Source organism: Bradyrhizobium sp. SZCCHNS3052 (assembly GCF_032484495.1).
Taxonomy (GTDB): Bacteria; Pseudomonadota; Alphaproteobacteria; order Rhizobiales; family Xanthobacteraceae; genus Bradyrhizobium.
The window spans coordinates 1-12,259 of sequence record NZ_JAUETB010000012.1 but is presented as its reverse complement, the minus strand read 5'-3'; the positions used below and the strand labels follow the sequence as shown (position 1 = coordinate 12,259).

General features: G+C 67.1%; 13 protein-coding genes. 3 read left to right on the top strand and 10 right to left on the bottom strand.

Annotated features, from left to right (window positions below; genetic code table 11):
* Positions 1-66: 66 nt before the first annotated feature.
* The gene (locus QX073_RS27740; protein WP_316226695.1) at positions 67-390 is read right to left on the bottom strand and encodes a 2Fe-2S iron-sulfur cluster-binding protein; all 324 of its coding nucleotides are present in this window, start codon (positions 388-390) and stop codon (positions 67-69) included.
* 8 nt (positions 391-398) lie between these two features.
* Positions 399-1,622 carry a cytochrome P450 gene (locus tag QX073_RS27735; protein WP_315717117.1) on the bottom strand — a complete coding sequence of 408 codons (1,224 nt, stop codon included), beginning with the start codon at positions 1,620-1,622 and terminating at the stop codon, positions 399-401.
* A gap of 77 nt (positions 1,623-1,699) precedes the next feature.
* Between QX073_RS27735 and QX073_RS27730 the strand changes: the two genes are divergently transcribed.
* From QX073_RS27730 to atzF, 3 genes are all read left to right on the top strand, one after another.
* Positions 1,700-2,206, top strand: coding sequence for a MarR family winged helix-turn-helix transcriptional regulator (locus QX073_RS27730; RefSeq protein ID WP_315717116.1), 507 nt, complete (start codon positions 1,700-1,702; stop codon positions 2,204-2,206).
* 349 nt (positions 2,207-2,555) lie between these two features.
* Positions 2,556-3,095, top strand: a complete 540-nt coding sequence (locus QX073_RS27725; protein WP_410052396.1) for a DUF805 domain-containing protein — start codon at positions 2,556-2,558, stop codon at positions 3,093-3,095.
* 247 nt (positions 3,096-3,342) lie between these two features.
* Positions 3,343-5,130 (top strand): allophanate hydrolase, encoded by a 1,788-nt coding sequence (gene atzF / locus QX073_RS27720; RefSeq protein ID WP_316226693.1) that lies wholly within the window; start codon positions 3,343-3,345, stop codon positions 5,128-5,130.
* A 111-nt stretch (positions 5,131-5,241) separates the two neighbouring features.
* On the opposite strand, the gene QX073_RS27715 is transcribed toward atzF, so the two are convergent.
* The 8 genes from QX073_RS27715 to QX073_RS27680 are packed head-to-tail and all read right to left on the bottom strand — an operon-like array spanning position 5,242 to position 11,870.
* Positions 5,242-5,973: a GntR family transcriptional regulator gene (locus QX073_RS27715; protein WP_315751192.1), complete on the bottom strand. Its 732-nt coding sequence runs from the start codon at positions 5,971-5,973 to the stop codon at positions 5,242-5,244.
* A 2-nt stretch (positions 5,974-5,975) separates the two neighbouring features.
* On the bottom strand, positions 5,976-6,368 hold the full coding sequence (gene hpxZ / locus QX073_RS27710; RefSeq protein ID WP_315717110.1) for an oxalurate catabolism protein HpxZ: 393 nt from the start codon (positions 6,366-6,368) through the stop codon (positions 5,976-5,978).
* The gene (locus QX073_RS27705) at positions 6,349-7,749 is read right to left on the bottom strand and encodes an AtzE family amidohydrolase (RefSeq protein WP_316226692.1); all 1,401 of its coding nucleotides are present in this window, start codon (positions 7,747-7,749) and stop codon (positions 6,349-6,351) included. The genes hpxZ and QX073_RS27705 overlap by 20 nt, the downstream gene beginning before the upstream one ends.
* Positions 7,750-7,759: 10 nt before the next feature.
* A complete protein-coding gene (locus QX073_RS27700; RefSeq protein ID WP_315717108.1) occupies positions 7,760-7,939 on the bottom strand; it encodes a DUF4089 domain-containing protein in 180 nt (59 codons plus the stop codon).
* 26 nt (positions 7,940-7,965) lie between these two features.
* A complete protein-coding gene (locus QX073_RS27695) occupies positions 7,966-9,780 on the bottom strand; it encodes an ABC transporter ATP-binding protein (protein WP_316226691.1) in 1,815 nt (604 codons plus the stop codon).
* The gene (locus QX073_RS27690) at positions 9,777-9,953 is read right to left on the bottom strand and encodes a hypothetical protein (RefSeq protein WP_316165618.1); all 177 of its coding nucleotides are present in this window, start codon (positions 9,951-9,953) and stop codon (positions 9,777-9,779) included. Before QX073_RS27690 ends, QX073_RS27695 begins: the two co-directional genes overlap by 4 nt.
* 4 nt (positions 9,954-9,957) lie before the next feature.
* The gene (locus QX073_RS27685; protein WP_315717106.1) at positions 9,958-10,860 is read right to left on the bottom strand and encodes an ABC transporter permease; all 903 of its coding nucleotides are present in this window, start codon (positions 10,858-10,860) and stop codon (positions 9,958-9,960) included.
* Positions 10,857-11,870 (bottom strand): ABC transporter permease, encoded by a 1,014-nt coding sequence (locus QX073_RS27680; protein WP_316165619.1) that lies wholly within the window; start codon positions 11,868-11,870, stop codon positions 10,857-10,859. Before QX073_RS27680 ends, QX073_RS27685 begins: the two co-directional genes overlap by 4 nt.
* Positions 11,871-12,259 lie beyond the last annotated feature (389 nt).

Below are 12,259 nucleotides of genomic sequence, written 5' to 3'. Positions count from 1 at the left end.
TCCTTCCCCGTGTGTTGCTTGTTTGATTGTTGTCGTTGCGACTGGAGATCGTCTCCAGTTGCGAAATCAGCTCTGCCGATCCGGAATGCGCACCACCAGTCCGGCCAGCGCCGGCTGCACCTTGATCTGGCAGGACAGCCGGCTGTTCGGCCGCCGTTCGGTTGCGGTGCCGTCCAGCAGCGCATCCTCATCGTCGGACACGGGATCGAGCTTCCCGGTCCAGGCGTCGTCGACATAGACGTGGCAGGTGGCGCAGACGGCGTTGCCGCCGCATTCGGCGACGATACCGTCGATGCCGTGGGTCAGCGCCGCCAGCATGACGCTGGCGCCGTCCTCGGCCTCCACGCTTTCGCTGCGGTTGTCGGGATGGATGAAGGTGATCGTGGTCATGGTACAGCTCAGGCTGGAGTAAAGGTGACCGGCAGGCTCTCCAGCCCGCGCAGCGTGTTGTTGTAGCGGCGCTTCGGCTCGCCGCTCATCGTGACGCTCCCGACCTTGCGGGCGAGCGCCGTCAGCACCGCCTCGCCTTCGAGCCGCGCGACGAGCTGGCCGACGCACATGTGGATGCCCGAGCCGAAGCCGACATGGCCGGATACTTTTCGGGTGATGTCGTAGCTGTCCGGCTGCTCCCAGCGGCGCGGGTCGCGATTGGCGCTACCTAAGAACATCAGCACCTTCTCGCCCTCGGGAATCGTGACGCCGCCGAGTTCGACGTCACGCGTGGTGGTTCGGAAGAAGGTCTGCACCGGGCTTTCGAACCGCACGGCCTCCTCGAACGCGTTGCGCGCCAGCGACGGATCGGCGCGCAGCCGCGCCCATTGATCGGGGAAGCGCGCCAGGCAATACACCGCGGCGCCGATGCCGTAGACGGTGGTGTCGAGGCCGGCCGACAGCAGCGAGCGCACCAGCAACGGCGCCTCGGCCGGCGTGATCTCGCCGCTGTCGCTGAAGGCGTGGATGCAGGAACCGAAGCCGCCGGGCGTGAGATTGTCGCGCTGGCACTGCTCCGTGACATAGGCCTGGTGTGGCGCCGAGCGCTCGATCGCCTGCTGGCGCAGCTCATTCGGCGGACCGAACGCGTTGAACACCAGGCTCGCATAGGGAATGAGATGCTCGCGCCCCTCCGGCTTCAGCCCGAGCGCATCGGGAAACACCGACAGCGGATAGGCCTCGGCGAGATCGGGGATGGCATCGAACGAGCCCCGGCCTACAAGCTCGTCGATCTTGGCCTCGGCCGCTACCATGAAGCCGTCGCGCAGCCGCTTCATGACGGCGGGCGACAGCACCTTGCTCAGCACGGCGCGGGTGCGCGTATGCGCCGGCGGATCCGCCTCAAGGATCAGGCTCGGCGGCCGCCACGGCTTCTCCTTGGCGAAGTCGCTCAAGCCCACGCCGCGGCTGGAGCAGAACGTCTGGGGATCGTTGAGGACGGCATAGACCTCGGCGTAGCGGGCGACGCCGTAGACGTTCCACGCGTCCAGATGGATGACGGGGCCGGCCTCGCGCATCTCCTGATGCGCTGGATAGGGATCGTCGAAGAATTCATACGAGAACGGGTCGATGGCGAGGTGCGGGATGACCGGCGCCACGCCGGCAGCGGGGGAAAGACCTGTTGGGTTCATGCGGAGCTCCCGAAGTTTGGCCTTGTCATGCGGCTTTTCGTATCCGTATGAGTGGCGATGCATGGACGCTGGGGATCATGAGCGAGAAATCCGGGACGCCGCGCAAGGCGCAGCCGCGCGAAGCTGAGGGGCACGGCCTCACGCTCGATCTCGACCGCTATGTGCCGGCCTTCATCACCTTCATCGCCAACAAGCTGTCGAACAGCGCCACCGCGTTCTATCAGCGCAATTTCGGCGTCAACGTCACCGAATGGCGGATCATGTCGCTGCTGGCGATCGAGCCGGGCATCCCGGCCTCGCGCATCTGCAGCGTGATCGGCTTCGACAAGGGGCCGGTCAGCCGCACCCTGGCGCTGATGAAGAGTCGCGGCCTGATCGCGATCCGCAACGACCCGGAGGACGGCCGCAGCCATTCGATTTCGCTGACGGCCAAGGGCCGCGCGACGCACGACAAGGTCATCGTCGCCGCGCTGGAACGCGAGCGGCGCCTGCTCGCCTGTCTCGACAAGGATGAGCGGGAAGTCCTGATCACCCTGCTGCGCCGAATCCACGACAATCTCGACGCCGTCACGGGCGCGAGCTGAGCCGCTCAGGCACGAGCCGCCGAACGGCTGCCCCGTCTGCTGCGGCAATCTGTTGGCGCGCGCGCAAGCGACCGCGCCTGCGGCGAGCAGGCTGCGCATGACGTTCCCGTCCCTTCTTCGAGACGCGGATCATCCCGCGCCTCCGTTGCTGATCGGGTCGATCGTTCCACAGATTAGTTGCTTTAGCAACGATATATTTTCAGCCGCATGAGATCCCGCAGCGCGAAAGCGCCGCCGCACTCGGTCCTTCAAATTCTAACTATCGGCGAAGGCGCGCGGCAATTTCGCCCTGATATGCCGTGTCGGCTGCGCTCCCGATTGCGGCGCGGCCTGCGGGGAGAGGCGGATGTTGGGGTTCATTTTCGGTTTCAATGCGCGTCTCGGCCGTCTGCAATATTTTCTCGCCGCGCTCGGTCTTGCGCTGGTTTCGGTGGTCCTGATCGTGGTTGTGGCCGTCGGTCTTGCCGCCCTCGCCCCGCAGACGTCGGAGCTGACGGTGAGCCTGCCGATCGTGGTGCTGATCGGTCTGTGCCTGGTGGCGAACCTGATGCTGCAGGCGATGCGCTTTCGCGACATCGGCTGGGACCCGGTCTGTGTGATCCCGGCCTGGATCGCCGTCATGGTGCTGGACTACGTGATCGCCGGCCGATTTCCCGAATACGCGGCGACATCATCGCACCACGGCACGTGGGTGGGCGCCCTGGTCAATCTCGGCCTCAGCGTTGCGCTGCTGTTCTTCCCCAGCGGGGCTGACGACGCGCCATCGTCGGGAGCCACGGTGAGCCGCCCGACGTCTGCATCGTTCCGGACAGCCCGTGGCGCCAGCTCGGCCACCGAGGCACGACTTGCGCGCATCACGGGCGGGGATGCCGATCGGCGCGGGTACTAGGCGGCTGCGGCGCCCGGCCTGCTCACCAATTAGGCAAATCGCCTTCGGCAACCACATCCGACCGCCCGACGGCCTGTCGGATGGCACAGCAACCCACTGACTCTCAAGATTTTTCCTTATCAGGCCCGCATCCTCGCCGTGTACACAATGGCACATGGCTTGCTACGTTCGCAGCCGGATTGGGCGAAGCGGAGCGCAAGGAAATGGCAGGCCAGAGTTTGGGCTCGGACGAGACGCGGAGCGCCGCGTGACCGAGACCATTGCCGAGATCGTCGCCGCCCATCGCGCCGGCCTGACAACGCCAAGCGACACGATCGCGCGCTGCTACGCCGGGATCCGCGCGCACAACGACCCCGCCATCTTCATCAGCCTGCGCGGCGAGAAGGACGCGCTCGCGGAGGCCGAAACCCTCGCCGACAGGGACAGATCGCTGCCGCTCTACGGCGTGCCCGTCGCGGTGAAAGACAATATCGACGTGGCGGGCCTGCCGACCACCGCCGCCTGCCCCGCCTTCGCCTACACGCCATCTCGCGATTCCACCGCGGTGGCGCGGCTGCGCGCGGCCGGCGCGATCATCATCGGCAAGACCAATCTCGACCAGTTCGCCACCGGCCTCGTTGGCGTGCGCTCGCCCTATGGCATTCCGAAAAATCCGGTGCGCGCCGATCTCGTTCCGGGCGGATCGAGCTCGGGCTCGGCGGTCGCCGTCTCCGCGGGTCTCGTGCCGCTCGCACTCGGGACGGATACTGCGGGCTCCGGCCGCGTGCCGGCAATGCTCAACAACATCGTCGGCCTGAAGCCGAGCCTCGGCATGATCTCGACGTCCGGCCTGGTGCCGGCCTGCCGCACGCTCGACTGCATTTCGGTGTTCTCGCTGACGGTCGACGACGCCGTCGCGGCGCTCTCGGTGCTGGCGGCGCCGGATCCGCTCGATCCGTTCTCGCGCGACCGGCCGCTTGGGGCCGTGACGGCATTTCCCGAGGGCGTGAAGCTCGGCATTCCCCGCCCCGGGCAATTGATCTTCTTCGGCGACAAGGCGGCGGACGCCGCCTATGGCGCTGCCGCCGCGCGCTTCGTCAAGCTTGGCGCCGAGCTGGTCGAGTTCGACCTCGAGCCGTTCTACGAGACCGCGCGGCTGCTCTATGAAGGCCCCTGGGTCGCCGAGCGCTATCTCGTGATCCGCGATCTGCTCGCCTCCGATCCCGATGCGATCCACCCCGTGACGCGCGAGATCACCATCGGCGGCGCGCGCGGCAGCGCGGCCGACACCTTTGCCGCGCTTTATCGTCTGCAGGCGCTGCGCAAGGTGGCCGAGCGTACCTTCGCCGATATCGACGCGCTGGTGCTGCCGACGGCGCCGACCGCCTACACCACCGCGGATGTGCTCGCCAATCCGATCGAGCTCAACAGCCGGCTCGGCACCTACACCAACTTCGTCAACCTGCTCGATCTCTGCGGGCTTGCGGTGCCGGCTGCGATGCGCAGCGACGGCGTCCCGTTCGGCATCACCCTACTGGCGCCAGCCGGCCGCGATGCGGCGCTCGCCAGTCTCGGGCGCGCCTTCCATGCCGACACGGCGCTGCCGGTCGGCGCCAAGCCGGTCCCGCTGCCGCCGCTCGCTCCCGTGTCTCCCGCACTGCATGGCGACGAGATCGCCGTCGTCGTCGTCGGCGCGCATCTCTCAGGGATGGCATTGAACCACGAGCTGACCAGCCTCGGCGGACGTCTGCTCGAGGCGACGACCACCGCGCCTGACTACAAGCTCTACGCGCTGTCGACCACGCCGCCCAAGCCCGGCATGCTGCGGATCGGCGACGGCCAGGGCACGGCAATGGCCGTCGAGCTCTGGGCGCTGTCGGCCGCGAGCTTCGGCAAATTCGTCAACCTCATCCCGCCGCCATTGTCGATCGGCACCATCCGGCTCGCCAACGGCCGCAGCGCCAAGGGCTTCCTTGTCGAGCCTGCCGCCCTCGATGGCGCGCGCGACATCTCGAAGTTCGGCGGCTGGCGCGCGTATATGGCGCAGAAAAGCTGATCGCCTCGCGACTTCGTCACTGCGAGCGCAGCGAAGCAATCCCAGAGCTGCGGTCGGGCCTCTGGATTGCTGCGCGGGCAATGACGGCAACCCGGCAGACGGCGAGCTTAGCTATACCGACACCGCGTAGATCTCGTATTCGCCGCGCACCAGCTCGATGTGCGCCTTCATGGCACTCGCCGCGCCGGCCTTGTCGCCGCGCAGGATGGCCACGACGACGCGGTCGTGCTCGGCATGCGACTTGGCGAGGCGGCCGAGATTGCGGAACTGGGCGCGGCGGAACGGCTGCACGCGCACCCGCGTCGCCAAGGTGATCTCGGCGATGTAGGCATTGTGCGCGCCGGCATAGATCGCGTTGTGGAAGCGCTCGTTCACCTCGTGGAAGCGCTCGGGGTTGCCGGCGTGGCTGAGATTGCGCAGCTCCTCGTGGATGGCTTCCAGCCGCTGCCGCTCGACCGGCGTCATGCGCTGCGCCGCGAGACCAGCGCACAGGCCCTCGAGCTCGGCCATCGCCTCGAACATGCCGGTGAGACGGTCGGCCGACGGCCGCGCCACGACAGCGCCGCGATGTGCACGCGCCTCGATCAGCCCGGAAGTCGCCAATTGACGCAGCGCTTCGCGCACCGGCGTGCGCGAGACGTTGAAGCGCTTGGCGATCTCGGTCTCGTCCAGCGGCGCGCCCGGCGCCAGCGCGCCGCGCACGATCTCATCGGCCAGCTGCAGGCGCAGCTCCTCGGCGCGCGTAATTTTCGCGACGGCAGGCGGCGCGCGGTCGATGCGCTTGATCTCCAAGTCGCGGGCGGACCGCTGGCGCGTTCGCGGCGGTAGATCGTCCAGGCTCATCCTTAGCCGCCCTTTGCTTCATCGATGATGCTGACATGGGCAGCAACGATTCTCCAGCCTTCCGGAAACCGGACCCAGGTCTGCATCTGGCGTCCGACCTTGCCGGGCGCGGTGTCGCGATAGAACAGCGTCGAGGCGACCGCGGCGTCACGGCCGTACGTGGTGATCACGGTGCGCGCGGTCCGCCGCATCAGTCCAGCCGGCGAGCGCGCGGCGCGAAATGCAGCGATCTCGCCGTAGCCATAGAGGTTCTCGCCGATGCCGTAGCGCAGCGTGCGGGAGTCCTGCTTGAACAGCTCGTCGAGCACGGCAACGTCGTTGCCGACCAGCGCCTGTTCGTAGCGCTGGAACTGCGCGGTGACTTCCGCGACGACGTCAGGCAGATCGACTTCCATTCTCCAGAACTCCTCGCGGGGCCGGCGCAGCGGCGACGCCAAGCTGCTGCAAGGCGTGGGCCACACGCAATGCGACATGTTCGCACCAGGGCGCCGCGATGATCTGCACGCCGATGGGCATCGGCGCGAGCGGAATCGGGACGGCGACGACGGGAAGCCCGATGAACGAGATCGGCTGGGTATGAATGCCGATATTGGCACGCACCGGCAGCTCGACGCCGTCGAGCACGAAGGTCGCCTGCCCGAGCTTGGGTGCAACGCAGGGCGTGGCGGGGGCGATCAGCACGTCGACGGACTTGAACAGCTCGAGCACCCGAGCGCGGTACCAGCGGCGAAACTTCTGCGCGCGGTCGACCATCGGTGCCGGAATCATCGCCCCCGCAATCAGCCGATCGCGCACCGCCGGATCGAAATCCTGCGGCTGCTTGCGCAAGCGGTCGAGATGCAGCGAGGCGCCTTCGGTCGTGCTGATGACATAGGCCGCGGCGCGAGCACGCGCGGCTTCGGGCACCTCGACGACGTCGGTCGCCTTGAGCGCGGTCGCCACGCGGCTGACCGCTTCGGCGGCCTCCGGAAACAGGTTCTTCTGAAAGTGGCCGCCGGCAATGGCGATGCGCAGGCCATCGAGCCCTTGCGACAGCGAAGCTGAGACCGGCTCCGGCGCGCGCGTGGTGCACGCCGCATCGTCGGGATCTGGTCCCTGCATCACGTCATAGGCGAGCGCGAGATCCTCGACCGAGCGTGCGAACGGACCGAGATGATCCAGGCTCATGACGAACGGAAACGAGCGCGCCCGCGACAGCCGGCCATAGGTCGGCTTGAGGCCGAAGATGCCGCAGAACGACGACGGCACACGGATCGAGCCGTTGGTGTCGGAGCCCAGCGCGATCGGCACCAGGCCGCCGCCGACGGCGCTGCCGGAGCCGCCCGACGAACCGCCGCTCATCCGCGTCGGATCATGCGGATTGCGCGACGGGCCGTCGTGCACGTTCACGCCGGTGAAGTCGTAGGCGTATTCGCCCATGTTGAGCGCACCGACGAGGACGGCGCCGGCCGCCTCCATGCGCTCGATCAGCGTCGCGTCGCGCGTCGCGGGCGCTCGATCACGGTTGATCTTGGAGCCGGCGCGGGTCGGCAGCCCCGCGACGTCGAACAGGTTCTTCACCGCGAACGGCACGCCGGCGAGCGGGCCGACGGGCTTGCCCGCCGCGATGTCGGCATCCACCGCACGCGCCTTCGCACGCGCCCGCTCGGCGGTCACATCCGTGAACGAGTTGAGCACGCCATCGCGGGCCACAATCCGCGCCAGCGCGGCGTCGGTAGCCTCGACGGCCGAGAGCTTGCCGGTGGCGACCGCGGCGGCGACGGCGCTCGCGGTCATCTCGGGAGAACTAAGCGGTGAAGACACTGGCAGGCTCGGCTTCATCAGGCAGGGAGAATTCGTCGACCAGCTTCGCCATCTTCAGCGAGACCTCGAGATTGGCGCGGATAGCCGGGCGCCAAGCGTCCTCGATCGGCAGAGCCAATGCACGCCCGACGGCGTCGATGTAATCGTCCAATGGCTCCGCCATCAGCTTTTCTCCTCAAGCTTTCACGCTCAATGCGCCGGCAATGGCGGGTGCGGAATCGCCGTCAGCAACTCCCGCGTATAGTCATCCTGCGGATGACCTAGCACACGTTCGGAGGTGCCTTCCTCGACGATTCGACCCGACCGCATCACGATCACACGATCGCACAACAGCCGCACGACATTCAAATCATGGGAGACGAACAGATAGCTCATACCTAACTGCCGCTTGAGGTCCTGCAGGAGATTGAGCACGACCGCCTGCACGGAGACGTCGAGCGCCGCCGTGGGCTCGTCGAGGATGACCAGCTTCGGGTGCAGTGCGATGGCGCGCGCAATGCCGACGCGCGCCTTCTGGCCGCCCGACAATTGGTGCGGAAAGCGATCGAGCAGATTGAGCGACAGGCCGACCATGGTGGCGAGCTCCTCGCAGCGGGCACGAAGCGCGTCGCGGCCCTTGATGTCGCCGAGCTGCAGGATCGGATCGGCGATGGCACGCGCCGCGGTGAAGCGCGGATTGAGGCTGTCGGTCGGATCCTGGAACACCATCTGGATGCGGCTGCGCAGCGGCAGCCGGGCAAAGGCCTGCGGCAGGATGTTGCCGATCTCCTCGCCATCGAAGCTGATGCGCCCCGAGGTCTGGTCGAGCAGCCGCATCACCATCATCGACGTCGTCGACTTGCCGCAGCCGGATTCGCCGACTAGGCCAACGCTCTCGCCATGACCGACCGTGAAGCTGATGCCGTCGACGGCGCGGAACATCTCCGGCTCGACCGCCGGCCTCCGTCCGAACAGTTTCGACAACGTGGCCGAAGCGCCCTGGCGCGGATATTCCTTGACCAGCTTGTCGACGAGGAGAAGCGGCTTGGCGCTGCTCGCACTCCGCTCGCCCTCCGCACTCCGCTCGTCACCCCCGGGCTTGACCCGGGGGTCCATCACCTGGAGCGACTCTTGCGAAGATGGATGGATGGCCGGGTCAAGCCCGGCCATGACGGAGGCTGTGTGTGGTGGGGCTGCCACATCCTCCTCCGGCAGCAGATCGCGCAAGGACACGCCGAGGCGCGGCGTCGCGCGCATCAGCTTGCGTGTATAGGGATGCTGCGGGTTGGCGAAGACGTCGGCGGCCCTGGCGGTCTCGACCACCCGGCCCTTCTCCATCACCACGACGCGATCGCAATAGGCAGCGGCGAGACCCAGATCATGCGTGATCAGGATCGTCGACATGCCCCGGCTCTTGGTCAGCTCGACGACGAGGTCCATCACCGCCTTCTGCGTGGTGACGTCGAGACCGGTGGTCGGCTCGTCGGCGATCAGGAGCTGCGGGTTGCAGGCCAGCGCCAGCGCGATGACGACGCGCTGGCACATGCCGCCGGACAATTCGAACGGATAGGCGTGGTAGCGCTCGCGCGGGCGGGCGATCTTGACCTGCTCGAGCGCGGCGATCGCCTTCTCGGCGCGATCGGTCGCGGCCGCCTGGACGTGCTGCTTCAGCACATCCTCGATCTGCTGGCCCACTTTCCGGATCGGATTGAGGGCCGCGCGCGGGTTCTGGAAGATCATCGAGATCTCGCGGCCGCGCAGATCGCGCATCGCGCTTTCCTCGGCCGCCCTGACGTCCACGCCGGAGAACATCACCGATCCCTCGGCGATGCGCCCGGCGCGGTCGAGGATGCGCATCACCGCATAGGACGTCACCGACTTGCCCGAGCCGGATTCGCCGACGATCGCGAGCGTCTCGCCCTTGGCGACGGAGATGTCGACATGCTGCACCGCCTTGACGATACCGCGGCGGGTGGAGAATTCGACCGTGAGATCGCGAACGTCGAGCAGCGGCTGGGCGGTCATCCGTGGCTCCGCTTGTTACGACCGTCATACGCGGGCTTGACCCGCCTGCGGGGCCGAAGCCCCTTCGGCGCGGCGAAGGCCCGCGCGTCCATCACACTGACGAAGGTGTTCTTGAAGGGATGGATTGCCGGGTCAAGCCCGGCAATGACGGAGTCGTTTTGTGGTGCGCTCATCGCCTTACGTCCTGCGCTGCGGGTCGACGATGTCGCGCAGGCCGTCGCCGAGCAGGTTGAAGCAGAACACCGCGATCATCAGCGCGAGACCCGGGAACAGCGCGATCCACCATTCGCCCGACACCATGAACGAGGCGCCCTCGGCAACCATGATGCCCCATTCCGCCGTCGGCGGCCGCACGCCGAGGCCGATGAACGACAGGCCTGCGGCATTGAGGATGGCGTAGCCCATGGTCAGCGACATCTGCACGATCATGATCGGCATGATGTTCGGCAGGATGTGGCCGAGCAGGATGCGCAGCTCGCTGTTGCCCGACAGCCGTGCCGCCTGCACGAAGCCGGCGTTGCGGCGGACATTGGCCTCGGCGCGTGCCACGCGCGCATAGAGCGGGAAATTCACGATCGCGGTGGCGATGATGATGTTCTGCACGGTGTTGCCGAGCGCGGCGACGATGCCCATCGCCAGTACGAACAGCGGGAACGCCATGATCGTGTCGGCGATGCGGCCGACGATGCGATCGGTCCAGCCGCCGAAGAAGCCGGCGGCGACGCCGGCGAGACCGCCCAGGAAGAACACCAGCGCGACCGAGGCGATCGCGATGAAGGTGTCGAGCCGGGTCGCGACCACAACGCGGCTGAAGATGTCGCGGCCGAGCTGATCGGTGCCGAACCAATGCGCCGCCGACGGCGGCTTTAGCGCGGACGCGGTGTCGCTGGCCAGCGGATCATAGGGCACGATCCACGGGCCGAAGATGGCTGCAAACAGGATCACGACCAGGAGGCCGAAGGCGAAGCCCGTCACCTTGTTCTCGGCCAGGACATAGCGCGTGTGGCCGATCAGGGCTGTCAGTCCCGACGTCCGCGAGGGAACGGCGGCAGGCTCGACGGTCGGCGCGACAGTGCTCATCCTTCCAGCCTCACGCGGGGATCGATGACGCCATAGAGAATGTCGATGACGAGGTTGAGGACGACGTACATGATCGCCATCGTCAGCACGAAGCCCTGCACCGGCGCGAAGTCGGAGGCGATCAGCGCCTCGACCGCATAGGAGCCGATGCCGGGCCAGGCGAACACCTTCTCCACCAGCACGTTGGCGCCGAGCAGGAAGGAGAACACCATCGATAGCGTGGTGATGACCGGCAGCATGGCGTTGCGGAACGCATAGGTCACGGTGACCGTCGCGGGCGACAGGCCCGAGGCGCGCGCCGTGCGGACGAATTCCGACGACAGCACCGACAGCATCGAGGCCCGCGTCATGCGCGCGATCGGAGCCAGCGAGAAGATCGCCAACGTCGCGGCGGGCAGGATCAACTGGCTCAGCGCCGAGCGGAACGCCTCGCCGTCACGCGCGATCAGCGTATCGATGAGGTAGAAGCCGGTCACGGGGTCCGGCGCGCTATAAAACACGTCGAGCCGGCCGAGCGGCGCCGGTGACCAGCCGAGCCGGAAGTAGAACACATACACCAGCACCAGCCCGGTGAAGAACACCGGCAGCGAGACGCCCGCGGTCGTGACGATACGGCAGGTATGGTCGATCCACGACCCCGGCCGCGTCGCCGCGAGCACACCGAGCGGCAGCGCGATCGCGACGGATACCAACAGACCGAGCAAGGTCAGCTCGGCCGAGGCCGGCAGTCGGTTGCGAATCTCGCTGGCGACCGGCTGGCCTGTGGTCAGCGAACTGCCGAGATCGCCATGGGCGAGATCGACGGTGTAGCGGAAGAACTGCTCGACCAGCGGCTTGTCGAAGCCGAGCTTCTTGCGGATCTGCTCCACCGCCTCCTTGGTGGCGGCGGGGCCGGCAAAATACGCCGCGGGATCGCCGGGCAAGGCGCGCGTGAGCAGGAAGGTGACGATCACGACGCCGATCAGCGACGGGATCGCGAACGCGAGGCGCTTGGCGATGAGGCTCAGCATGAGCAGCCCCCTGCCCGAATTGGCCCAGACCTGTCCGCGCGGCGCACTCGGCTCCCTCCCCCCTTGTGGGGGAGGGCTGGGGAGGGGGGTGGGCTGACCTCGTAGGTGTATTTGACGGCAACTGGGTTGACGTGTTGACCCTACTTGTTGCCGTCGCTTACGCTGCCTATGAGTGTCACCGTGAGCCCGGTCAACGATATATCTCAAGAGAGACCGGTCAGGCTGTAGCTCATGGGGCCGCCCTGTTTCCTTTGGTGCTCCTCATGGGGGCTAGCGTATCGAGTCACGCCCTAGACGCGCTTCTCCACTCTCACAAGATCATACTCTCGGTGGCCGGCGCGGTCGCACTCCTTTCCATCTTGGAAGAAAGCCCGCCCTCCTAGGTACAC